Here is a 22,513-nt window from a genome sequence, read left to right on the forward strand (position 1 = left end):
AGGAGACGCCGGATGACTATGTGGTGGCGACGGGGGTGACGCACAGTATTCGGGAGTTGTTGGATGCGGCGTTCGGGCGGGTGGGGATCGGGGACTGGTCGGGGTTGGTGAAGCAGGATCCGCGGTTTTTCCGGCCGGCGGAGGTGGATGTGCTGGTGGGGGATCCGTCGAAGGCGCGGGAGGTGTTGGGGTGGACCCCGCGGGTGGGGTTCGAGGAGCTGATCGCGATGATGGTCGACGCCGACCTGGCCCTTGAGGCCGAGGCGGCCGCCCGCGAGCACCTGACCGCCACCGCGCCACCGCTGCCCGTCCGGCCACCGTTGCCCGTCCCGCCACCGCCGCCCGACGGGCCGGCCCCGGCCGTCGCCCCGCCCCGCTCCGCTCCGCCGCCCCGGCCCACCCCGCCGCCTCGGCCCACCCCGCCGCCCCGCCCCGCCCCGCCGCCTCGGCCCACCCCGCCGTCCCACCCCACCCCGCCGACCCGTCGCACCCTGCCGTCCCGCCCCGCTTCGCCGTCCCACCGCACCCTTGCGCCCCGCCCCGCTCCGCCGCCTCGGCCCACGCCACCGTCCCACCGCTCCTCGCCGGATCGCCCCACCGCGCCGCCCGCCGACGCGCCGTCCGCGGGACTGCCGGCCCAGGGGGCGTCCTCCGAGGCCAGGCCATGACCGAGGGGTCGGCCGGATCCGTCGGGGCGCCCGGACTCGTCGGGTCGGTCGGGTCGGCCGGATCGGCCGGGTCGGGCGGGGGTCGGGCGGCGCGGCCGCCCGGCCAGCGGATCCCCCGACCCGCGCGGGCGGTGCCGCAGGTGGCTCCGGGGCCGCATGCGGTGGTCGTCGCGGGCGCCCGGCCCAACTTCGTCAAGGCCAAGCCGGTCCTGGACGCCCTGGCGGCCGAGGGCTTTCGCACCACGCTCGTGCACACGGGCCAGCACTACGACGAGGCGATGAGCGGGGTGTTCTTCGCCGAGCTCGACCTGCGCCGCCCCGACCATCACCTGGCGGCGGGCTCGGGCTCCCACGCCGTGCAGACGGCGGCGGTGATGACCGCCTTCGAGCCGCTGCTGGAGCGGTTGGAGCCCGACGTCGTCGTCGTGTTCGGGGACGTGAACTCGACGTTGGCCTGCGCACTGGTGGCGGCGAAGGCGGGGGTGCGGGCCGCACACGTGGAGGCGGGCCTGCGCAGCGGTGACCGCTCGATGCCCGAGGAGATCAACCGGATCGTCGCGGACCATCTCTGCGCCGACCTGTTCGCCACCTCGCCGGACGCGGTGGAGCACCTGCTGCGGGAGGGTGCCGCGCCGCGGTCGGTCCACCTCGTCGGCAACGTCATGGTGGACACCCTGCTGGCCCGCCGCGACGAGGCGCTCGCCCGGCCGACCCTCGCCGAGCTCGGGCTGCGTCCCGGCGGCTACGGGCTGGTCACCCTGCACCGGCCGGCCAACGTCGACGACGCCGCGGCGCTCGTCGGCCTGCTCGGGGCGCTCGGCGAGATCGCAGTTCGCTGCCCGCTGGTGTTCCCGGCGCACCCCCGCACCGCGGCCCGGGTGGGTGGCCGGTTGCCCGCGGGGATCCGCCTGCTCGGGCCGGTCGGGTACCTCGACTCGGTGGCCCTGCAGGCCGGGGCCCGGATCGTNCTCACCGACTCGGGCGGAATCCAGGAGGAGTCGACGGTGCTCGGCGTGCCGTGCCTGACGCTGCGGGAATCCACCGAGCGCCCGCTGACGGTCACCGAGGGCACGAACCGGGTGGTCGGGCGTGACCGCCGGGTGGTCGTCACCGCGGCGATCGACACCCTGGAGCATCCGCCGCCGCCGCGGCGTCCGGCGCTGTGGGACGGGCAGGCCGGCCGGCGGATCGCCCGGGTGCTGGCGCAGGCGGTGGCGCAACCGTCGGCCGGCGGCGCGGCCGTCGGTCCGGTGACCCCGCGATGAGGACACGATGAATCGGCTACGTCGCTCTATGTGATTAATAAGAAACACTCTGTTCATGTCATCGAACAAGCTGGTGGTGGTCGGGCAGGGCTACGTCGGGCTCCCGGTGGCGATGCGGGCCGTCGCCATGGGCTGGCACGTCGTCGGGGTGGAGGTGGATCCCGACCGGGCCGCCCGGCTCGCGNCCGGGCGCTCCTACGTCGAGGACATCCCGGACCCCGAGCTCGCCGCGGCCCTGCGCAGCGGCCGGTACGAGCCGACCGGAGACTACGCGCGGGCCGCCGGGTTCGACGTCGCGGTGATCACGGTGCCGACCCCGCTGCGCGAGGGCGCCCCCGACCTGTCCTACCTCGTCGACGCGGCCCGCAGCCTGGCGCCGCTGGTCACCGCGGGAGCGACGGTGATCCTGGAGTCGACCACCTATCCCGGGACGACCGAGGAGCTGCTCGCCCCGCTGCTCGCCGAGGGTTCCGGCCTGCGGCCCGGGGCGGACTTCCACCTCGGCTACTCCCCGGAGCGCATCGACCCGGGCAACCGGACGTGGAACCTGGTCAACACGCCCAAGGTGGTCTCCGGCACGGGCCCNGCGTCGCTGGCCGCCGTCACCGCCTTCTACGACAGCCTGATCGAGCGGACGGTCCCGGTCGCCTCGACCCGCACGGCCGAGCTGACCAAGCTGCTGGAGAACACCTTCCGCCACGTCAACATCGCGCTGGTGAACGAGCTGGCGATGTTCGCCCACGAGCTCGGCGTCGACGTCTGGGAGGCCATCGACGCCGCGTCGACGAAGCCGTTCGGCTACCTGCGCTTCACCCCCGGTCCCGGCGTCGGCGGCCACTGTCTGCCCATCGACCCGTCCTACCTGTCGTGGCGGGTGCGCCACAGCCTGGGGCGCAGCTTCCGGTTCGTCGAACTGGCCAACGACGTCAACGACCACATGCCCGACCACGTCGTACGCCGGGTGACCGAGATGCTCAACGCCCGGCACCTGCCCGTCGCGGGCAGCCGCATCCTGCTGCTGGGGCTGGCGTACAAGCGCAACACCGGCGACGCCCGCGAGGCACCGGCGACCCGCGTCGCCGGCCTGCTGGCCGATCTCGGCGCCGAGGTGCGCGCGGCGGACCCGCACGTCGATCCGGCCCGGCTGCCGGCCCGGGTGACCCTCGTCGAGGCGGGCGCGGCGGAGCTCGCGGCGGCGGACCTCGTCGTCGTGCTCGTCGACCACGACGCCTTCGACCGCGACACGGTGGCCCGCCACGCCCGGCTCGTGCTCGACACCCGCCGCTGGCTGCCCGGCCCTCTCGACGTCCGGCGATCGGGCCCCGCCGCCGTGCCGATACCCGCCCAGGCGACCAGACACGATGACGCCGGACTCGCCGTGGAGTCTCTCTGACCCGCCCGTACGGCGACACGCCCGAAACTCACTGAACGAAGCTAACTATTTACAGCCAGGCGTTGAATCGGGCCTCCTCTTCCTAGGGTGATCTCTGAAAGTAGCAATCTACTTACGGAATGGAGGAATTTGATGCGAAGTTCGTTCCGCGTGGCACACCGGGTGGGACTGCGCCGGCTCACCGCCGGCGTCGTGTCCGGTGGCGTCCTCGCGGCCACCATGGTCGGTGTGGGGGTGAGTCCGGCCTCGGCCGTCGCCAACCCCTTGGCCTACGAGCAGTACGCCTATGGGACATCGGTCGCGCTGGGCGGCACGGTGACGTCGGGGCCGACGTTCCCGGCCGGGATCTCCTGCACGACCCTGCCGAACCAGGGGAGCAGCGCCGGGGGAGTCGTCAACATCCCCGGCGTGATCACGGCGGCCGCGGTGTTCCAGTCCGCGACCACCGCCGAGGCGGGTCCGAACAACAACCAGGTCGCGGTCACCCGTAGCACGGTGGCCAACGCGAGCATCCTGGGCGGGGTGGTCGGGCTCAGCGGCCTCGCCGTCACCTCGACCGCGGTCAACACCGGGACCGTCATCGCGAGCGCCGGCGCGGTCTCGCTGGGGAGCCTGACCGTGCGCGGTCTGCCGATCCCGCTGGGCGCCATCGGTCCGAACACGGTGATCGCGATCCCGGACATCGGCACGATCACGCTCAACCAGCAGACCGTCGCGGCGAACGGGATCCGCACCATCGGGGCGCGGGTGCAGATCCTCGCGGGGCCGAACGCCGGCCTGGACATCGCGCTGGGCTACACCCAGTCGCGTTTCCTGCCGAAGCCGCCGGTGTTCGTGACCGGGGTGGCGTACTCGAACCTGATCGCGGCGGGTCCGCTGTCGGTGAGTCCGCTCATCGCGCAGAGCGCTCCCTGCAACGGTGGATCCACCACGGCGAACCTGGCCGGCATCAACCTGCCGGGCATCCTCAACACCGGGGTGATCACCGCGTCGGGGGCGGCGGTCCTGGGTAATCCCACGCTGGCCGCCACGAAGATCACGTTGGCCAACATCAACATTCTGAGTGGGTTGATCACGGCCAGTTCGATCACCTCGCAGGCGAACGCCTCGAAGGGCAACGNCCAACCGGCCGTGATCGATGCCACCGGCACCCAGTTCGTCGGACTGTCGATCGCCGGGGTACCCATCCCGGCGAACGTGGCACCCAACACCTTCATCCCGCTGCCCGGCGTCGGGTACGTGGTGTTGAACCGCCAGATCCAGACCGCGAACGCGCTGGAGGTCCGGGCCGTCGAGGTGGTGATCCAGGTTGCGGGCGTGCTTCCGGTCGGGGCCGTGATCCGNCTCGGTGTCGCCTCGATCAACGCGTCCGACAACGGGGCGACCGCGCTGTCGGCGCCGATCAACGGGTACGACACCCTGGAGCTGTCCGCCCCGCACGCCGGCGACCTCTGCGGTGGCGTCGCGGACCCGGCGAAGTGCCTGGGGGTGAGTGACACGCTGTAACCCGCGGGTGGGCCCGCGATCTGGGTGTACCTCGCGGGAGGCGGGCGGGTGGGGGCGCTTTGCCCCACCCGCCCGCTCGTGCGTCCGGCGCCGGATGTCGCGCCCTGCCGCCCGAACTCTCCGTGAGTGCTGTATCTCTCTGTAGTCATGTCATGGCTGTAGGTTGAGCACGTCGTGGAGGGAGTACCGGCGAAGGGCGGGCGCCATGCGAGTTGTCGTCGCGACGGAGGCACGGTTCCATCGGGGAGGCGACGACCGTGTGCTGGCGCCCACGCCCGGTGAGGCCTACCTGCACTGGTGCAGCTACCTCGGCGTCTTCGACGAGGTCGTGGTGCTCGCGCGGGTCGGCGCGGCACCCGGAGACCTGGCGGCGACGGCGTCCTTCCCCGTCGAGGGCGAGCGGGTCCGCGTCGTCGCGCTGCCGCCCTACCAGGGGCCGGCCGGCTACCTGCGAGCCAGAAGATCGATACTCTCCGTGATTCGCGACGGGCTCGACGTGGGCGGTCAGCTTGCTCCCACCCCCCGCCGGCGCGCCGCGGCCGCGGGTGCCGCGCGCCGCGCCTTGCCGCCCGGGCCGATCCCGGCGCCGCGGTCGCCGGCCGGATCCCGCCCCGGCGCGCGGCCCGCCCGCTCGCCTTACGTCGTGGACACCCGCTACCTGGCGGTGATGCCCGGCATGGTCGGGGCCGCGCTCGTCACCGAGCTGCAGGCCCGCGGGCTGCCCTACGCCATGGAGATCATCGGCGACGCCGAGGCGGTGGCCGGCGGGATGTTCGGCCGCTGGGCGCGCCGGCCGGCACGGCGCTGGTTGGCCCGACGGGCCGCGGGAGCCCGGGCGGTCGGCTACGTCACCCGCGAGACGCTGCAGCGCCGCTACCCGCCGGCGGCCGGAGCGTTGACGGCCGCCTACGCCTACGGTCGCCTGAGTGCCCAGGACTTCGCCGCGGCTCGGCCGCGTGCCGCCCGGCCGCCGGTGCCGGCGACCCTGGTGACGATCGGCTCGCAGGACCGCCGGTACAAGGGCCACGACATCCTGCTGGCCGCGGTCGGCCTGCTCGACGCGTGGGGGCACCGGCTGCGCGTCGTCATCGTCGGCAGCGGGCGCCATCACTCCGCGCTCGTGCGCGCCGCCCAGCGTGCGGGTCTCAGCGACGTCGTCGAGTTCGTGCCGGCGCTCGACCGGGCCGGCGTGCGCGCCGTGCTCGACGCCGCCGACCTGTTCGTCCTGCCCTCCCGGACGGAGGGCCTGCCCCGGGTGCTCATCGAGGCGATGGCCCGCGGGGTGCCCGCGATCGCGACCGCGGTCGGCGGGAACGTCGAGCTGCTCGCGCCGCAGGATCTCGTCCCGCCCGAGGATCCCGAACGGCTCGCCCTGCGGATCACCGAGGTCCTCGCCTCGCCCGGCACGCTCGCCGCCATGTCCGCGCGTAACCGCGCCGCCGCCGAGGACTACCGCGGCGAGCGGCTGGCCGCACGGGCGTCGGCCTTCTACGCGGCGATCGCCGCAGACCCGCCGGCGGACGGCCGCGCGGCGCCGCCACCCCAGCGGGGGACGGTGGTGACGGCGGCGCCGGCCGCGTCGCCACCCGCGCGGACCCCGCAGCCGACGGACCGGCGATCATGACCGCGGACGCCACCTCGACCCCCGTCAGCGCCCTGGAGGCCACCGGACGGACGGCCCCCGGGGACACCCACGTCGATCGGCGGCCGCAGGTCCCGACCGGGCCCGCGATCGAGTCCCGCCCCGTCGCCCCGGCGGCCGGCGTGACCACCACGGCCACCCGGCCGGGGCCCGGCGACGCCGGTCGGCCCCGCCGCCCGGTGCGGGTGCTGGAGGTGCTGGGCCGGATGGATCGCGCCGGGGTGGAGCTGCGCGCGGTGAGCCTGCTCCGTCGGCTGGATCCGGAGGAGTTCCGGCTGGACTTCGCCGTCACCTCCGGCGCCCCGGGTTCGCTGGACACCGAGATCCGTGGACTTGGCAGCGAGGTGTACTACTGCCGGGCCGACTGGCGGTTCGGCTGGCGGTTTCTGCGGCTGCTGCGCCAGGTCCGCCCCGACGTGGTCCATTCCGCCGTGGCGACCTTCTCCGGGGTGGTGCTCGCGCTGGCCCGCCTCGGCGGTGTGCGTCGACGGGTGGCGTACTTCGTCAGCAGCGCCGACCGGCACGGCGACAGCCTGCGTGGCCGAGTACAGCGGGCGGTCGGACGCCTGCTGCTCGACCGGTTCGCCACCGATCTCGTCGCGGTGAGTGAGGCGGCGATGCGGGGGCTGTGGCGGGAGGACTGGCGGCTCGACCCGCGCTGCCGCGTCGTCTACAACGGCGTCGAACTGGAGCCGTCCGGGGTCGCCATCGCCGCGCGGCGCCGCGCCGAGGACCTGGCCGAGGACGAGCACGACGTCGTCACCCTCGTCCACATCGCCCGCCCGGACCCGCTGAAGAACCGTGCCCGCGCCATCGAGATCCTCGCCGCGCTGCGGGCCCGTTCGGTCCATGCGCGGCTGCGCGTCGTCGGCCGCCAGGACGACGCCGAAACCGCCCGCCTGAGCGCGCTCGCCGACCGGCTCGGCGTCGCCGAGCACGTGGAGTTCACCGGCGAGGTCCGGGAGATCCCCCGGCTGCTCGTGGCGTCCTCGCTGCTGCTGGTCACCTCGCTGCACGAGGGCATGCCCACGGTGGTGCTGGAGGCGCTCGCGGTGGGCACCCCGGTGCTCTCGGCGGACCTGCCGGGGGTCGTCGAGATCGGCCGCCTGCTGCCCGGGGTGGCCACGCTGCCGCTGGCCACGTCGGACGCCGTCTGGGCGGACACCGCCGACATGCTCACCGCGGTCCCACCGACCATCGAACAGCGCCGCGAGGCGATGCGGCTGTTGCGCCGTTCCCCGTTCACGATGGACACCTGGCAGCGCGACATCACGGCGGTGTGGTCCTAGGCGATGGCCGTCCCCCGCCGTGCCGCCGGACCGTGCCAGTCCCGGTGGCCGTACCCACCCGTCTCTGTGGCCCCCCTCCTGACCGCCCCGCCCACTCACACCGTCCCGCCCGATCGTGCCGTCCGGCTCGATCAGGTCGCACAGCTCGATCAGGTCGCCCCGCCCACTCGGACCGCTCGGCCCGATCGGGGCGCGGCGCCGTCGCGACGGGCGAGCGGGGTGGCGCTCGCCGGCTGCCTGCTGGCCCTGTTCGCGGTCGCGGCCTGGTCGTCGTCGTTCGCCGCGCTGGCGGAGCACTCCGCCGCCCGGCTCAGCGTCGCGGTGGTCGCCGGCTGCGTGCTGCTGTGCGTCCGGGCCCAGCCGCGTGGGGTGTGGGCCTGCTCGTCGGTCTACCTGATCACCCTGTCGGTGTTCCACTTCGGGGTGGCGGCGCTGTTCGCCACCGGCACCTCCTTCGACCGGATCCGCGCTCAGTACGACTTCCGCTGGCTGGGCGTCTACCCGATGAGCCGGCTGTTTGCCGTGGCCACCCTGGGGGTCGTCAGCGCCGCGGTGGGCGTGGCGGCGATGACGTGCCTACGGGCCGTGCGTGCCGGCGGCGAGAGCTCCGAGCCCGCCGCGATCCACCGGTCGGGTGCCGCCGCGGATCGAGCGGCCGGCGCCGTGGACTGGCCCGCCCCCGCGGATCGGCCGGCCCTCCCGGATCGACCGGACCTGCGTGCGCCCGTCGGATTCGCGTTGCTCGCGGTGTCGGTCCTCGGACTCGTCGCGATCGTGCTCGCCACCGGCGGAATCGGGCTGCTGTTCGGGTCGTACGCCGCGGTCGGCGAGACGGCGCTGCGCGGTCCGCTGGTGCCCTACGTGCTGCTGGGCCTGGGCCTGGGCCTCGTGCTCGCGGTCATCGGCGGGCCGAGCCGGTGGCGCACGGCGGCTCTGGTGGTGTTCGCCCTGTTCGCGGTCGTGGCGCTGCCGCTCGGGCTGCGGGGCGAGGTGATGTTCCCGGCCGTCGCGGCGGCGGCGGTGGCCGCCCGGCGACGCATCGTGGTACGCGGGGTCGTCGTCCTGCTCGGCGCGGTCATCCTGCTCGCGTTGATCGGTGGGCTGCGGGAGATCCGCCAGTCCGGCCTCGCCGCCACCCGGCTCGGCGCCATCACCTTCAGCCCCGTCGACGGGATCGCCGAGCTCGGGGCCTCGATTCGTCCGATCGGGTCGGTGCTCGAGTGGCGCGACGAGTTCGGCGAGCGCCCGCCCGCGGGCTCGACCTTCTACGGCCAGATCGACCGGTTGGTGTCCGGGCGGCTTCTCGGCCTCCCGCAGCCCCCCCAGTTCAGCGACGAGCGNCTGTTCAACGTGCTGATGCTCGATCGGGAGGGTCCCATCGGGGGGTCGCCGATCGCCGAGGCCTACTACAACTTCGGCGCTCGCGGCGTCGTCGGCTTCCTGCTGCTGACCGGACTCGTGGTGGCCTGGATGGACCATGGCCGNTCCGGGCGCGGGACGGACACGGCCTGCCTCGTCCTGCTCGTCCCGTTGATCACCGAGGTGCGCAACGCCTTCGCGGCGGTGCCGGTCCAGGTGATGCTCGGACTGGGCGTGCTCGGGCTGACCCGGGCCGCCGAGATCGTGGCCGCCCGCACCCCCCGCACCGCCCCCACCCGGGCGCGCCGGGATCCGCCGCGGCCCAGCCCGACTCGCCCGCGCCCGCCTCGTCGCGCCGGGCAGTCCGGGCAGATCGGGCGACCCTGGCAGACGGGGCAGAAATGGCAAAAAGGGCGGTCGGGGCGGGCGCCGGTCGGGCGGCCTGGGCAGATCGGGCGGCTACCGGAGCAGGTGGTGCGACGGGCCAGGCGCGCGGGGCAGCAGTCCCTGCCGGCGTGGTCCGAGTCGGCGGTGGCGGTGGGAGCGTCGGTCAGGGGGCCGTGGATGACGGTGGACCCCGCACCGTCCACGCTCGGTCGGCGGGTGGGCATGGCGCACCCCTACCGCGGGATCGGCCGGGTCGGCGCGGTGGTCACCGGGTGGCTGGGGTTGTCCGCTCTCGCCAGCCTGGGCCAGGCGGTGGTCACCGCGCGGATGCTGCCCCTGAGCGGGCGCGGGGCGCTGGTGGTCCTGCTGACGGTCTCCGCGTTGGGCTCGCTCGTCGGNGGGCTCGGCACGAACGTCGCGTTCCGTCACTACTTCGGCCGCGGCGACCCGCGGGTGTCCCTCGGCGACTACCTGGGCCTCTCCGCCGCCGCGGCCCTACCCGCCGCCGCCCTGATCACCGTGGCGTCGCTGCAGGTGATCCACCTGTCCGGCGGGGCGCGGGTGGACGCCGCTCTGGTGCTCGCGATCGCCGTCCTCGCCGCCGCGAACCTGCTCGCCGTGCAGGNGCTCGACGCGCTCAACGCCGCCGGCTCGATCGTGCTGGCCGCCGGGCTCGTCGCCGCCACCGGGCTCGCCCAGCTCGGGCTGCTGCTGGCCGGCCCGCGCCATCCGTCCCTGGCGCACATCCTGGTGATCCTCGCGCTGTGCTGGGCCGCGCAGGCGGTGACCGGGGTGACGGCGCTGGCCCGGATGGGCCTGTCCGTGCGGCCGCGGGCCGACCCGCGGGCCTGGCGGCTGCTGGTCGTCAAGGGCGTCCCCGCGCTCGGGCTCAACGTGGGCGCGACGATGGCGTTCCGGTTCGACCGGCTGCTGGTCGCGGCCTTCGGCGGCGCCGGCGCCGCCGCCGTGTACTCGATCGCCGCCGCCACCGGCGAGGCACTGCGACTGCTGCCCGGTTCGGTCGGCCAGGTGGTCTTCCACCGCGCCGCGCGGGGCGTGCTGTCCCGCGCGGCGCTGCGGACGGTGACCCGCAGCCTGCTCGCCCTTCTGCTGGTCGCCGCGGCCGTCCTCGCGCTCGCCGCGCCGTGGCTGGTGCGGACCCTGTTCGGGCCGGGCTATGCCGCGGCGGTCACCCCGATGCGCCTGCTGCTGGTCGCCGAACTCCTGCTGGCCCNGTTCCTGGTCGAGTGTCGGGCGTTGACGGGCCTCGGCCGCACCGGTGCGGCCGGTGGCGCCGGGCTGCTCGGCCTGGCCGTGTCGCTGGCGACCTACCCGGTGCTCGTGCCCTGGCGGGGACCCGCCGGCGCCGCGATCGGCAGCATGCTCGCCTACGCGCTCATGACGGCGCTGGCCCGCCGTGCGCTGCGGGGGGAGCTCGTCGCCCCGTTCGCCCGTCCCGCCGTGCCGCCGACGGTTGCCATTCTCCGCGTCGCCGACCTCGTCTCGCCCGTCCGGACCAGGTCGTCCGCGCGAGCCGGGCGGGGACNGTCGGCTGCCAGTCCTCGGAAAGGGGAGGCCCTGATGGCACCACATCCGGCGCGCGACACCCTCGTCGTCGAGCCGACCGCTCACGGCGGGCGGCTGGTGTTCTACCGCCGGGCGGCCGACGCCGCCTACTGGGACGAGCTGTGGGACGCCCAGCCCGCGGACTACCGCCGAGCCCGCGCGGGCCATCTCCCGCTTCACCTGCGCCGGGCCGTCCGTCGCCACCTGCGGCCGGGCGGCCGGGTCCTGGAGGCCGGGTGCGGGCCGGGGCAGTTCAGCGTCGCGATGGCGGCGCGGGGATTCGCCGTCGAGGCGGTGGACTGGGCGCCGCGCGCCGTCGAGCGGCTGCGCGCGGCCGCTCCCGAGATCCGCGTCTGGCAGGGCGACGTCCGCCGGCTCGACGTGCCCGACGGGCGGTACGACGCCGTCTACTCGCCGGGCGTGTGCGAGCACTTCGAGGACGGCCCGCAGGAGGTGCTGCGCGAGACCCTGCGCGTGCTGCGACCGGGCGGGATCGCGCTGGTCTCCACGCCGTGCTTCAGCCCGCTGCTGCGCGTCCTGAGCCGCGGCGCCGGGGCTGGTGGTGCCCGGGCTGGTGGCGTCGGCGCCGGTGGCGCCGGGTATGAGGGCGCCGGCGTTGGTGGCGCGGGCTCCGGCGGGGGGCCGGTCTGGCTGCCGCGGCCGCGTGCGGGTGCGGGTGCGGGTGCGGGTGAGTTCTACCAGTACGCCTTCACCCCGGCGGAGCTGGCCGCCGTGTTGCGCGCCGTCGGCTTCGAGCGGGTGCGGGCGCATCCCTACGGAGCGCTCGCCACGGCGCTGGAGTTCACCGCCGCCGGCCGGGCCGTGTCCACCCGCGTTCCCCGCCCGCACCTGCGGCCGCTGGAGGCCGCCCTCGACCTGCTCGGCGCGGCCCACCTGTCCGGCCGGGCCTGCCTGTGGGTGGCCCGCCGGCCGGCGCACCCGCCGGGGTCGAGCCGCGTCCCGCGACCCGCGGCGTCGCCCGCCGCCCTCCCGTCCACGACCCGGAAGGACCGTTCCGCATGAAGATCGCCACATTGGTCAAGACCGGGGACGGGCCGTTGTGGATCATTCCGCACGTGCTCGCCGCGCGGGAGTCCGGCGACCAGGTGGTCGTGCTGCTGCCCGCGCCCGACCACACCGACAGCCGGGTGGCGCGTGAGCTGACGGCGCTNGGGATCGAGGTCGTCGAGAGTCCGGCTCCCCGGCGCCGCGCGTCGCCGGCCGCGCAGATCGTCGGGATCGTTCGGCTGCGGGCGAGGCTGCGCGAGCTCGGCGTCGACGTCGTGCACTACCACCTGTACGCGTCGGCGCTGGCGGTCCGGCTCGCCACCCTGGGTACCCGGATCACCCGGGTCTACATGGTCGCGGGGCCCCTCTACCTGGACAACACCCCGATCCGGTGGGCCGAGCGGGTGCTGTGCCGGCTCGACCACCTGCTCATCGCGTCCAGCGCGGACATCCGCGGCCGGTACGCGGCCCTCGGACTGCCGGCGCACCGGATGCGCACCCTGTCCTACGGCGTCGACCTGGAGCGCTTCAGCCCGGCCGACGACGAGCGGCGGCGGGCGGCGCGGGCGCAGCTCGACCTCGGCGAGGACGAGTTCGTCGCGGTCTGCGTGGCCTACTTCTACCCGCCGAAGCGGCTGGTCCATCCGGGCCAGGGCGTCAAGGGCCACGAGGTGCTCCTCGCGGCGTGGGCCCGCTTCGCCGAGCGGGGCGGCCGCGGGACGCTGATCCTGCTCGGTGGGGGCTACGGCGAGGCCGGCGAGCGCTACCGCGAGCAGGTCCGGGCATGGGCCGCCCGGCTGCCCGGCAACGAGTGGGTGCGCTGGGTCGACAGCGTCACCGACGTCCGGCCGTTCTACGCGGCCGCGGACGTCAACGTCGTGTCGTCGTGGTCGGAGAGCTACGGCGCCGGGGCCGAGGCGTCCGCGTGCGGGGTTCCCTCCGTCGCCACCGCGGCCGGCGGGCTGCCGGAACTGGTCGACGAGGAGACCGGCTGGCTCGTCGGACTCGGCGATGCCGTGGCGATGGCGGACGCCCTGCAGGAGGCCGCGGCCGGCCGGCGCACGCCCGTGGCCCGCCGCCGCGGCGAGGCGGCCCGGGTGCGGGCGGAGAAGCTGCTCGACCGCCGGGCGCTCAGCCACGATGTGGTGGCGGCACTGCACCACGCCGCCCGCGTGCGGCAGGCGCCGCGCCGCGGGCTGCATCGGGCGCCGTCCCCGAGGCCCTCCTCGGGTCAGTCGTCCCCGTCCTCCCCGCCCTCCCGGCCATCCCGGCCATCCCACCCATCCCGGCCGTTCCCGTCGCTCTCTGCGCTCCTGGCGGCCCGTCGGGCCGGGAGGGACCGGCCGGACAGGGGGGCGTTGGCCGGGCAGGTCCGCCGGTCGTCGCTCGCGGCGCTGCCCGGTCGGGCGGTGCGGGCGGCCGTCCGCACCTACCTGCTGCGCACCGATCCGGTGGGGTACGCCCGCAGCATCGGGGTGCGGCTGGGCGCGGACTGCCGGTTCATCGGGGTCACCGCCNCCACCTTCGGCACCGAGCCCTACCTGATCAGGCTGGGTGAGCGGGTGGCCATCGCCGACGNCGTCCGGTTCATCACGCACGACGGTGCGGCCACCCGGCTGCGCCGGGAGCATCCCGACATCGACGTGGTCGCGCCCATCCGGGTCGGCAACGACACGGCGATCGGGATGAACACGATCATCATGNCCGGCGTCACGATCGGCTCCGACGTGGTGATCGCCGCCGGCTCCGTGGTGATGCGCGACNTCCCGGCGCGGTCCCTGGTCGCCGGGGCGCCGGCCCGGGTGGTGACCGACGTCGAGCAGTGGGAGCGGCGGATGCTCGCCCGCTCGGTGGGCACCGGGGCGATGAGCCCGCAGCGCAAGCGGGAGGTGTTCCTCGACCGGTTCGCGGCGGAGCTCGCGGCGGATCCGTCTGATATTGTTAGCACCGCTAATTAAATGGGCGCACGTCCTCCCGGGCCGCCGTACGGTGGGATCCGGCGGCCCCGCCCCGACGGGCGGGGCCGATCGAGCCCCGGTGGGCGCGGTCGCGTCGGCTGTGTCACAACCCCTCGGGCGCGATCCCGCAAGGTGGGAAATGCCAGGATGGACACGAGCCGGTCGATGATGGCCGACGCCGCGGGCGGCCCTGCGCCTACGCCAGCCGCCGTCGGCGGCGTCGCCATGGCGTTGCCGCAGGGGCGCGGCCATGGTGGCAAGCCCCGCCGTCCGCGGGTGACGGACGACGGGTCACGAGGAGGAGAACGATGGACAGCTTCGGCAGTACCGGATCGCTCGCGGTGGGTGATCGCACCTACACGATCAGGCGGCTGGACGCGGTGCCCGGGGCCGATCGACTCCCCTACAGCCTGAAGGTGCTGCTGGAGAACCTTCTGCGCACCGAGGACGGCGCCAACATCACCGCGGACCACGTCCGGGCGCTGGCGAACTGGGACCCGGCGGCGGCACCGAGCCAGGAGATCCAGTTCACCCCCGCTCGCGTGATCATGCAGGACTTCACCGGCGTGCCCTGTGTGGTCGACCTCGCCGCCATGCGCGAGGCGATGGCCGCCCTCGGGGGCGACCCGGCGAAGATCAACCCGCTGGCTCCGGCCGAGCTCGTGATCGACCACTCGATCATCGCCGACCACTTCGGCCGGCCGGACGCCTTCGAGCTCAACGCCGCGCTGGAGTTCAGCCGTAACCGGGAGCGCTACCAGTTCCTGCGCTGGGGCCAGGCGGCGTTCGACAACTTCACCGTCGTCCCGCCGAACACCGGCATCGTGCATCAGGTCAACCTGGAGCACCTGGCCCGGGTCGTGTTCACCAAGGACACCCCCGAGGGCACGCTGGCCTACCCGGACACGCTGGTGGGCACGGACAGCCACACCACGATGATCAACGGCCTGGGCGTGCTCGGCTGGGGCGTCGGCGGCATCGAGGCCGAGGCCGCGATGCTCGGCCAGCCCGTGAGCATGCTGATCCCGACCGTCGTCGGCTTCAAGCTGACCGGCGAGCTGCCCGCCGGCACGACGGCCACCGACATGGTCCTCGTGATCACCGAGCAGCTGCGCCGTCACGGCGTGGTCGGCCGGTTCGTCGAGTTCTACGGCGAGGGCGTCACCAACGTCCCGCTGGCCAACCGGGCGACCATCGGCAACATGAGCCCCGAGTACGGCTCCACCTGCGCGATCTTCCCGATCGACGACGAGACGCTGAACTACCTGCGCCTGTCCGGCCNGCCGGCGGAGCTGGTCGCGCTGGTCGAGGCGTACGCCAAGGAGCAGGGCCTCTGGCACGACCCGAGCCGTGAGGCCGCCTACACGACCACCCTGGAGCTCGACCTGTCGACGGTCGTGCCGTCGCTGGCCGGGCCGAAGCGGCCGCAGGACCGCGTGCCGCTGTNGAACGCCAAGCAGGCGTTCCGCGCCGCGCTGGCCAACTACGCCCAGCCCTCGGTGTTCACCAACGGTGGCGCGGACGAGGCCGACGCCGAGTCGTTCCCCGCCTCCGACCCGGCGGCGGCGTTCGCGGACAAGCCGTCGGACGCCCCCATCTCGGTGAACGCCGTCGCCGGCGACATCACCAGCCNGCCCGCCAACCCGACATCGGTCACCCTCGCCGACGGCTCCACGGTGGAGCTCGACCACGGGGCCGTCGCGGTGGCCGCGATCACCTCCTGCACCAACACCTCGAACCCGCAGGTGATGGTGGGCGCGGCGCTGCTGGCCCGCAACGCGGTGGAGAAGGGGCTGACCCGCAAGCCGTGGGTCAAGACGACGCTGGCCCCGGGCTCCAAGGTCGTCATGGACTACTACGAGCGCGCCGGGCTCGTGCCGTACCTGGACAAGGTCGGCTTCAACCTGGTCGGGTTCGGCTGCACCACCTGCATCGGCAACTCCGGCCCGCTGCCGGAGGAGATCAGCGCGGCGGTGAACGACGCCGACCTCGCGGTGGTCAGCGTGCTGTCCGGCAACCGTAACTTCGAGGGCCGGATCAACCCCGACGTCAAGATGAACTACCTGGCGTCCCCGCCGCTGGTCGTCGCCTACGCGCTGGCCGGGACGATGGACATCAACCTCGACACCGACCCGCTCGGCTACGGCAGCGACGGCCAGCCGGTGTACCTGCGCGACATCTGGCCGAGCGAGGCCGAGGTGTCCGCGGTCGTCGCCGACGCGATCCAGTCGGAGATGTTCGAGTCGGACTACGCCGACCTCTCCGGCGACGAGCGCTGGCGCTCGCTGCCGGTCGGCGACGGCGGCGAGGTGTCGCGGACGTTCGCCTGGGCCGACGACTCGACCTACGTCCGTCACCCTCCGTACTTCGAGGGCATGGCGACCAAGCCCGAGGCGCGCACGGACATCATCGACGCCCGCGTGCTCGCGGTGCTGGGGGACTCGGTCACCACCGACCACATCTCCCCGGCCGGTTCCATCAAGAAGGACTCGCCGGCCGGCCGCTACCTCGCCGAGCACGGCGTCGCCCCCGGCGACTTCAACTCCTACGGGTCGCGGCGCGGCAACCACGAGGTCATGATCCGCGGCACGTTCGCCAACATCCGCCTGCGCAACCGGCTGGCGCCCGGCACCGAGGGCGGCGTCACCCGGCACCTGCCCGACGGCCAGGAGATGGCGATCTACGACGCGGCGCAGAAGTACGCCGCCGAGGGCGTGCCGCTGGTCGTGCTCGCCGGCAAGGAGTACGGCTCGGGCTCGTCGCGTGACTGGGCGGCCAAGGNCACCTCGCTGCTGGGCGTGCGCGCCGTCATCGCCGAGTCCTACGAGCGGATCCACCGTTCCAACCTGATCGGCATGGGCGTGCTGCCCCTGCAGTTCCCGGCGGGTGAGTCGGTGGAGTCGCTCGGCCTGACCGGCGAGGAGTCGTTCACGATCACCGGTCTCGCCGACGTCGACGAGAAGACGCCGTCGCTCACCGTCCGCGCGGGGGACAAGACGTTCGACGCGGTCGTGCGCATCGACACCCCCGGCGAGGCGGAGTACTACCGCCACGGCGGCATCCTGCTCTACGTCCTGCGCTCCCTGCTCTAGTCGACCTGCTCTAGTCGACCTGCTCGCGTCGACGATCGTCCGGTCCCGGCCGGGGCATGTGCCGGCCGGGACCTCGCGGTCCGGGCCAGCGTGCTCCGGCCGGGCCGCGAGGCNNAGCCCACGTCGTCGCGGCGGTGCGCCGCGGGGCACTGCTACGTCGTACGTTCCGCTTCTTCCGCGCGTCGGTGGTCCTGGGCGGTGCTGATCCAGCGGGCCAACGTCGTCGCGGCCGCTCCTGAGTCGATCGCGTCGCGACATCGCGCAGATGCCGTGTGCAGTTGCTCCACGAGCGTCGAGCCCGTGGGCATCGCAGCCACCAGTGCAGCCGCCCAGGCGGTCGCGTCGCTGGTCAGATCGCGCCGTTCGAGGAGATGCGTGAGCAGCGCCGGCCAGCCCTCGGCGGCGGTCGTGTCCGGATCGGGCGAGAAGGCATGGTGATCATGCCAGCAGCCTGGTCGACTGAGCCACTCCAGTCGCTGGGTTGTCGGTCGGGGTGCTTTCATCGGTGCCGGCTGGCGGGACGCTTGTACCGACCTGCACCGCGTCGGGTCGAGTCTGAGTGGGGACCGACGCTGGCCGGGGATCCGCCCGAACACGTGGCGGCACGGTTCCGCGGAACACCATGATCACCGGAGCTCTGGTCGGAGATGGAGACGAGACCCGGGTCGTTAGACTGGACGGCAGCGTCGCGTGCCGTCGAGCGCTCCGGTTCCGGCATGGAGGCGTGGGACCGAATGGGGTCGGCATGACCGTTCGTTTCAACCACACCATCGTCGCAGCACGCGACCGGCACGAGTCGGCGACCTTTCTCAGTCGGCTGCTCTCACTGCCCGCACCGGTACCTGCCGGACATTTTCTGGCCGTGCAACTCNCCGACGGCGTCACGCTGGACTACGCCGACACCGGCACCGAAATCTCGGCCCAGCACTATGCCTTCCTGGTCTCGGACGAGGTTTTCGACGCCGCGATCGAGCGGATCCGGACGCAGGGTGTCGAGCACTGGGCGGACCCGGCGCGACAGCACCCAGGTGAGATCAACACCAACGACGGCGGCCGGGGCGTGTACTTCCAGGACCCGGGCGGCCACTTCATGGAAATCATCACCGTGCCGTACGGCGGTTTCTGACGGCCCGCAACCGCATCCCGTCGCGCTGCTCGGCCCTGGATCATCGTGCGATCGGCGATCCTCGCCGACGACCCGTAGACCGGGAGATGACCGCACAGGCGGTTACCTGCTTCTGACCTTCACCCTGCTGGTCGCCGTACGGCGTCGAGGGCCAGCGTGAGCAACCGGTCGGCCTGGTCGGCGTTGTCGCTGCGGGCGGTTGCCAGGGCGATCCCGACGACGAGCTGGACGAGATCGTCGGGGGTCAGGTCCGGGCGGGCCGTTCCGGTCCGCTGGGCGCGGCGGAGAAGGTCGGCTGCGGCCTCCACGATGACGCGGTGGCAGTCCGCGACCCACGGTTCGATCTCCTCGACCATGAAGGCGCCGGCGAGGCCCTGGTTCCCATGGACGTGGACGAGGAACAGGCGCAACCAGGCCGCCAGCGCGCCGTCCGGGGACTCGGCGGCCGACAGCTGCGCCGCCCGCCGGCACAGCGTCTCGATCCGGTCGGCGAGGACGGCCTGCAACAGGTCCGCCCGGGTGGGGAAGTGCCGGTAGAGGGTTCCCTGCCCAACTCCGGCCCGGCGGGCGATCTCGACGAGGGACGTGTCCGGTCCGGCCTCCTCGAACGCCGTGCGCGCGNCGGCGAGCAGGAGCTCCCGATTGCGCCGGGCATCCGCGCGCGGCGGGCGTTGCCCGGGGGCGCGCCCAGCCGGTGCCGCCATCGCGTCCCCCTCTCGCCACCGAACGTAGACAACCGGACAAGGTGTCCGTATTGTAGTCGACGTCATCCGGACAGCCTGTCCGGATATCCGGCCTGAAGGAGCATGGTGGCAGCGCAGCCAGGACACGAGCTCGGCAACGTCGGCGTCTGGACCTTTGCCTTCGATGGTCAGCCGGNCAACCGGGTGCGGGAGGCCGCGGCGGAGATCGAGGAGCTGGGCTACGGCGCCCTGTGGTGCGGGGAGGCGTTCGGTCGGGACGCGGTGGGCCAGGCGTGGCTGCTGCTGTCGGCCACCCGGAGAATCACCGTCGCGTCCGGCATCGCGAACATCGCGTTCCGCGACCCGATCGCCATGGCGACCGCGGCCCGCACACTGGGTGAGGCGTTCCCGGGGCGCTACCTTCTCGGCCTCGGTGGGCACCGGGTCGATGACACCGTCCACCTGCTGGACGGCTATCCCATGCCCGCCCTGGGCAGGGCGGTCTCGACGATGGACGCCTACCTGGCGGCCATGGACGCCGTCCCCGCCCACAGTCCGCCGCCGCAGGTGGCCGTGCGCCGCGTGCTGGCCGCGCTCGGCCCGAGGATGCTGTCGTTGGCGGCGGAGCGGACGTGGGGGGCGCACCCGTACTTCGTGCCCGTCGAACACACCCGGCGGGCCCGCGAGATCATGGGCCCGCACGCGTTTCTCGGGGTGGAACAGGCTGTCGTCCTGGACTCCGACGTCGACCGCGCCCGGGAGGTCGCCGCCGCGCACGTCGCCGCCTACGTCGCCGTGGAGTCGCACCAGACGGCGAACCTGCGGCGCCTCGGCTTCGGCGACGACGACATCCTCGGCGGCCCGAGCCGCCGCCTCGTCGACGCCATCGTCGCGTACGGCGACGTCCCGACGATCCATGATCGGGTACGCCGACACTTCGACGCAGGTGCGGACCACGTCTGCATCCAGGCCCTCGCCGCCGACCCGACCGCACTGCCCGAGCACCAGTGGCGCGAACTCGCGCCGGCGCTGCGCGGCGCCGCGACCGCACCCAGGTGATGCGCTCTGGGTTATCTGAAAACTACGGACAGTGATACCTTCCCCCTGTGAGGCAGCCCCGGGCCGCCCGGCGATCGTGCGGGTGGGCCCCCGGCCGCTGGTGACGACGCGTTGCGCCAGGGGGAATCCGATGCCGCGTGGTACTCCGGAGCAGAGCGGGCCCTCCGTACCGACGGTTCCGTCGGGGCTGCCGGGCGAGCGGGTCAAACCGCTGGTGCCGCAGCCCAGCGGGCCGCAGCCCCGCCGCCCGTCGCTGACCGCCTCGCGGTCGGCGTCCGCCGTGTCGCGGGCGGCCGGCCCGACCGAGCGTCGCCTGCGGGTGCTGGTGGTCGTGGGCACCCGGCCGGAGGTGGTCAAGCTCAGCCGGGTCGTCGCCGCCCTCGACCGGGCCGTCGACCTGCGCCTGGTCCACACCGGTCAGAACTACGACCACGAGCTCAACCAGGTCTTCTTCGACGAGCTCGGCGTCCGCCGACCGGACCACGTCCTCGACGCCGCCGGGCCCACCCCCGCCGAGACGATCAGCAGGCTGATCTCCCGGCTGGACCCGATCCTCGCCGCCGAGGCCCCCGACGCCGTGCTCATCTACGGCGACACGAACACCTGCTACGCCGCGATCGCCGCCAAGCGCCGCCGGATCCCCGTGTTCCACCTGGAGGCCGGCAACCGCTGCTTCGACCAGCGGGTCCCGGAGGAGATCAACCGGCGGGTCGCCGACCAGCTCAGCGACGTCCACCTGGCCCTGACCGAACGGGCCCGCGGGCACCTTCTCGCCGAGGGGCTGCCCGCCCAGCGGATCTTCGTCGTCGGCTCCCCGGTCAAGGAGGTGCTCACCCACTACGCCCCGCTCATCGACACGTCGTCGGTGCTGACCACCCTCGGCGTGCAGGCGGGGCGCTACCTGCTCGCCAGCCTCCACCGCGAGGAGAACGTCGACCGGCCCGAGGCGTTGTCGGCCCTGCTGGAGACCCTCAACCGGCTGGCGGCCCGCTACCGGCTGCCGGTGATCGTCTCGACCCACCCGCGGACCCGGGACCGGCTCGGCACGCTGCGCCGCTCGGGACGGGCACCCCTGCTCGACGACCGGGTCCGCTTCTGCCGGCCCTTCGGCTTCTGCGACTACATCGCGCTGCAGCGGGCCGCGCTGTGCGTGCTTTCCGACAGTGCCACCCTGACCGAGGAGGCCTCGCTCGTCGGCTTCCCCGCCGTGCTCGTCCGCGAGGCGCACGAGCGGCCGGAGGGCATGGACCGCGGGGTGCTCGTCGCCAGCGTCCTGCGCCCGGAGCGGATCCTCGACGCCGTCGAGCTGATCGTGCGGGAGTCCGAAAGCGACCGCCGGGCGCGGGTCGTCCCCGACTACGACGCCGACGACGTCTCCCGCCGGGTGGTGCACATCGTCGTCAGCTACGTCGACCACGTCAGGCGGACCGTCTGGTACGGCGACACCGGCCCCAGCGCCGGGCCGAACCCCGCGGCCCCCGCCACGACCGCGGACAGCCGCTGACCCCGCATCGGTGCAGGTCAGGGGATTGTTGGTCGGAGTGGCCGGTACCCTTGGCCGGTGGACCAGCCGAGCCTCGCCAACCTCGCGCACCTGCGCCGGGCGCGGGACCTGGTCGACCGGGAGTACGCGCGCCCGCTCGACGTGCCGACCATGGCCCGCCACGCGCTGATGTCACCCGGGCACTTCTCCCGGGCGTTTCGGGCGGCCTACGGCGAGACGCCGTACAGCTACCTCATGACCCGCCGGGTCGAGCGGGCGATGGCGCTGCTGCGGGCGGGCATGAGCGTGACCGATGCGTGCATGGCGGTCGGCTGCACCTCCCTCGGCTCGTTCAGCTCCCGGTTCACCGCGCTCGTGGGGATGACGCCGAGCGCGTACCGGGCCCGGGAACACCGCGCGGTGCAGGCGATGCCCGCCTGCGTCGCCCAGGCGCGCACCCGGCCGACGAGGGACCGGTCGGCGGCCAGGGACCGTCCGTCAGGGGACCAGTCAGCGGGGGACCAGGTGGCGGGGGAGCAGTCGGTCAGGATCGGAGAAGCGATCCGTGCGGGGGCACCCTAGCGTCACCCGCATGACCGTCTCACTCCAGTACTNCCACATCACCGTCAACGACCTGGACCGCTCGCTCNCCTTCTACCGCGACGCGCTCGGCCTCGAGGTGCGCAACGACGTCGCCTCGGACGGGTTCCGCTGGGTCACCCTCGTCAGCGCGTCCCANCCGGATCTGGAGATCGTCCTGTCCGAGCCGCACGCCGGCCGACCGCAGGCCGACGGGGACGCCCTGCAGGAACTGCTCACCAAGGGCGTCCTGCCGGTCATCGTGTTCCGCGCGGACGATCTCGACGCGACCTTCGAGAAGGTGCGGGCCTTCGGCGCCGAGGTGCTGCAGGAGCCCATCGACCAGCCCTGGGGCCCGCGCGACTGCGCGTTCCGCGACCCCTCGGGCAACACCGTGCGCATCTCGCAGGCGCCGAAGACCTGACCTGCTCTGGCCTGGCCTGACCGGCC

At 73.8% G+C, this 22,513-nt stretch carries 16 protein-coding genes and 17 pseudogenes; 32 read left to right on the forward strand and 1 reads right to left on the reverse strand.

What is annotated here, in order from left to right; genetic code table 11:
• From UK94_RS61370 to UK94_RS22000, 26 genes and pseudogenes are all read left to right on the forward strand, one after another.
• Positions 1-668: GDP-mannose 4,6-dehydratase (locus UK94_RS61370; RefSeq protein ID WP_235489171.1), on the forward strand; the 668-nt coding region annotated here is incomplete at its 5' end.
• A 110-nt stretch (positions 669-778) separates the two neighbouring features.
• Positions 779-1,635 (forward strand): UDP-N-acetyl glucosamine 2-epimerase (locus UK94_RS21960; protein ID WP_235489227.1); only part of this gene is annotated, 857 nt, incomplete at its 3' end.
• A gap of 1 nt (position 1,636) precedes the next feature.
• Positions 1,637-1,933 (forward strand): annotated as a pseudogene (locus UK94_RS61375) (UDP-N-acetylglucosamine 2-epimerase); the annotation flags it as partial.
• Positions 1,934-1,988: 55 nt separating this feature from the next.
• A partial coding sequence (locus UK94_RS61380; RefSeq protein WP_235489229.1) for a hypothetical protein occupies positions 1,989-2,117 on the forward strand: 129 nt, incomplete at its 3' end.
• Between the two features lies 1 nt (position 2,118).
• Positions 2,119-2,518, forward strand: a pseudogene (locus UK94_RS61385) (nucleotide sugar dehydrogenase); the annotation flags it as partial.
• 1 nt (position 2,519) lies between these two features.
• Positions 2,520-3,326 (forward strand): annotated as a pseudogene (locus tag UK94_RS61390) (nucleotide sugar dehydrogenase); the annotation flags it as partial.
• Positions 3,327-3,545: 219 nt separating this feature from the next.
• Positions 3,546-4,446: choice-of-anchor P family protein (locus tag UK94_RS76360; protein WP_313949571.1), on the forward strand; the 901-nt coding region annotated here is incomplete at its 3' end.
• A 1-nt stretch (position 4,447) separates the two neighbouring features.
• Positions 4,448-4,669 (forward strand): annotated as a pseudogene (locus UK94_RS76365) (choice-of-anchor P family protein); the annotation flags it as partial.
• A 368-nt stretch (positions 4,670-5,037) separates the two neighbouring features.
• Positions 5,038-6,456 (forward strand): glycosyltransferase, encoded by a 1,419-nt coding sequence (locus UK94_RS21975; protein WP_050997054.1) that lies wholly within the window; start codon positions 5,038-5,040, stop codon positions 6,454-6,456.
• Positions 6,453-7,763: a glycosyltransferase gene (locus tag UK94_RS21980; RefSeq protein ID WP_011603381.1), complete on the forward strand. Its 1,311-nt coding sequence runs from the start codon at positions 6,453-6,455 to the stop codon at positions 7,761-7,763. The genes UK94_RS21975 and UK94_RS21980 overlap by 4 nt, the downstream gene beginning before the upstream one ends.
• A gap of 567 nt (positions 7,764-8,330) precedes the next feature.
• Positions 8,331-9,103: pseudogene (locus UK94_RS61395) on the forward strand (O-antigen polysaccharide polymerase Wzy); the annotation flags it as partial.
• A 1-nt stretch (position 9,104) separates the two neighbouring features.
• The coding region (locus UK94_RS61400; RefSeq protein ID WP_235489231.1) for an O-antigen polysaccharide polymerase Wzy family protein at positions 9,105-9,247 on the forward strand (143 nt) is incomplete at its 3' end.
• A gap of 1 nt (position 9,248) precedes the next feature.
• A pseudogene (locus tag UK94_RS61405) lies at positions 9,249-9,907 on the forward strand (O-antigen polysaccharide polymerase Wzy); the annotation flags it as partial.
• Positions 9,908-10,766: 859 nt separating this feature from the next.
• Positions 10,767-11,055, forward strand: a 289-nt coding sequence (locus UK94_RS61410) for a polysaccharide biosynthesis C-terminal domain-containing protein (protein WP_235489233.1), incomplete at its 3' end; no start/stop codon positions are given.
• Positions 11,056-11,090: 35 nt separating this feature from the next.
• A complete protein-coding gene (locus tag UK94_RS61415) occupies positions 11,091-12,098 on the forward strand; it encodes a class I SAM-dependent methyltransferase (RefSeq protein WP_235489173.1) in 1,008 nt (335 codons plus the stop codon).
• Positions 12,095-12,246 (forward strand): hypothetical protein (locus tag UK94_RS61420; protein ID WP_235489235.1); only part of this gene is annotated, 152 nt, incomplete at its 3' end. The genes UK94_RS61415 and UK94_RS61420, both read left to right, overlap by 4 nt.
• 1 nt (position 12,247) lies before the next feature.
• Positions 12,248-13,600: pseudogene (locus UK94_RS21990) on the forward strand (glycosyltransferase); the annotation flags it as partial.
• A 126-nt stretch (positions 13,601-13,726) separates the two neighbouring features.
• Positions 13,727-13,786, forward strand: a 60-nt coding sequence (locus UK94_RS74655) for a hypothetical protein (RefSeq protein ID WP_268761552.1), incomplete at its 3' end; no start/stop codon positions are given.
• A gap of 1 nt (position 13,787) precedes the next feature.
• Positions 13,788-13,846, forward strand: a pseudogene (locus UK94_RS74660) (hypothetical protein); the annotation flags it as partial.
• A gap of 503 nt (positions 13,847-14,349) precedes the next feature.
• The coding region (locus UK94_RS61425; protein WP_235489175.1) for an aconitase family protein at positions 14,350-15,322 on the forward strand (973 nt) is incomplete at its 3' end.
• Between the two features lies 1 nt (position 15,323).
• Positions 15,324-15,487, forward strand: a pseudogene (locus UK94_RS61430) (aconitase family protein); the annotation flags it as partial.
• A 1-nt stretch (position 15,488) separates the two neighbouring features.
• Positions 15,489-15,673, forward strand: a pseudogene (locus UK94_RS61435) (hypothetical protein); the annotation flags it as partial.
• 1 nt (position 15,674) lies between these two features.
• Positions 15,675-16,822, forward strand: a pseudogene (locus UK94_RS61440) (aconitase family protein); the annotation flags it as partial.
• A 1-nt stretch (position 16,823) separates the two neighbouring features.
• A pseudogene (gene acnA, locus UK94_RS61445) lies at positions 16,824-17,133 on the forward strand (aconitate hydratase); the annotation flags it as partial.
• A 745-nt stretch (positions 17,134-17,878) separates the two neighbouring features.
• Positions 17,879-18,004: pseudogene (locus UK94_RS76370) on the forward strand (VOC family protein); the annotation flags it as partial.
• A 1-nt stretch (position 18,005) separates the two neighbouring features.
• Positions 18,006-18,259, forward strand: a pseudogene (locus tag UK94_RS22000) (VOC family protein); the annotation flags it as partial.
• 119 nt (positions 18,260-18,378) lie between these two features.
• On the opposite strand, the gene UK94_RS22005 reads toward UK94_RS22000, so the two are convergent.
• The coding region (locus UK94_RS22005) for a TetR/AcrR family transcriptional regulator (protein ID WP_268761551.1) at positions 18,379-18,880 on the reverse strand (502 nt) is incomplete at its 5' end.
• A gap of 185 nt (positions 18,881-19,065) precedes the next feature.
• Between UK94_RS22005 and UK94_RS74665 the strand changes: the two genes are divergently transcribed.
• The 6 genes and pseudogenes from UK94_RS74665 to UK94_RS61460 form a co-directional block, all read left to right on the forward strand.
• On the forward strand, positions 19,066-19,138 hold a 73-nt coding region (locus UK94_RS74665), incomplete at its 3' end, for a hypothetical protein (protein WP_268761553.1).
• Position 19,139: 1 nt separating this feature from the next.
• A pseudogene (locus UK94_RS22010) lies at positions 19,140-20,001 on the forward strand (TIGR03620 family F420-dependent LLM class oxidoreductase); the annotation flags it as partial.
• 130 nt (positions 20,002-20,131) lie between these two features.
• Entirely contained in the window at positions 20,132-21,505 is a 1,374-nt protein-coding gene (gene wecB, locus UK94_RS22015; RefSeq protein WP_235489177.1) for a UDP-N-acetylglucosamine 2-epimerase (non-hydrolyzing), read from the forward strand.
• A 57-nt stretch (positions 21,506-21,562) separates the two neighbouring features.
• Positions 21,563-22,066, forward strand: coding sequence for a helix-turn-helix transcriptional regulator (locus tag UK94_RS22020; protein ID WP_055751358.1), 504 nt, complete (start codon positions 21,563-21,565; stop codon positions 22,064-22,066).
• A gap of 68 nt (positions 22,067-22,134) precedes the next feature.
• Positions 22,135-22,222, forward strand: a pseudogene (locus UK94_RS61455) (VOC family protein); the annotation flags it as partial.
• A gap of 1 nt (position 22,223) precedes the next feature.
• Positions 22,224-22,487, forward strand: a pseudogene (locus UK94_RS61460) (VOC family protein); the annotation flags it as partial.
• Between the last annotated feature and the right edge of the window lie 26 nt (positions 22,488-22,513).

The organism is Frankia sp. AvcI1, assembly GCF_001420875.1.
In the GTDB taxonomy this organism is placed as follows: Bacteria; Actinomycetota; Actinomycetes; order Frankiales; family Frankiaceae; genus Frankia; species Frankia alni.

Coding starts and splice junctions, on each gene's coding strand:
- UK94_RS21980 (WP_011603381.1), top strand. CDS start 6,453: ATGACCGCGGACGCCACCTCGACCCCCGTCAGCGCCCTGGAGGCCACC.
- wecB (WP_235489177.1), top strand. CDS start 20,132: ATGCCGCGTGGTACTCCGGAGCAGAGCGGGCCCTCCGTACCGACGGTT.
- UK94_RS21975 (WP_050997054.1), top strand. CDS start 5,038: ATGCGAGTTGTCGTCGCGACGGAGGCACGGTTCCATCGGGGAGGCGAC.
- UK94_RS61415 (WP_235489173.1), top strand. CDS start 11,091: ATGGCACCACATCCGGCGCGCGACACCCTCGTCGTCGAGCCGACCGCT.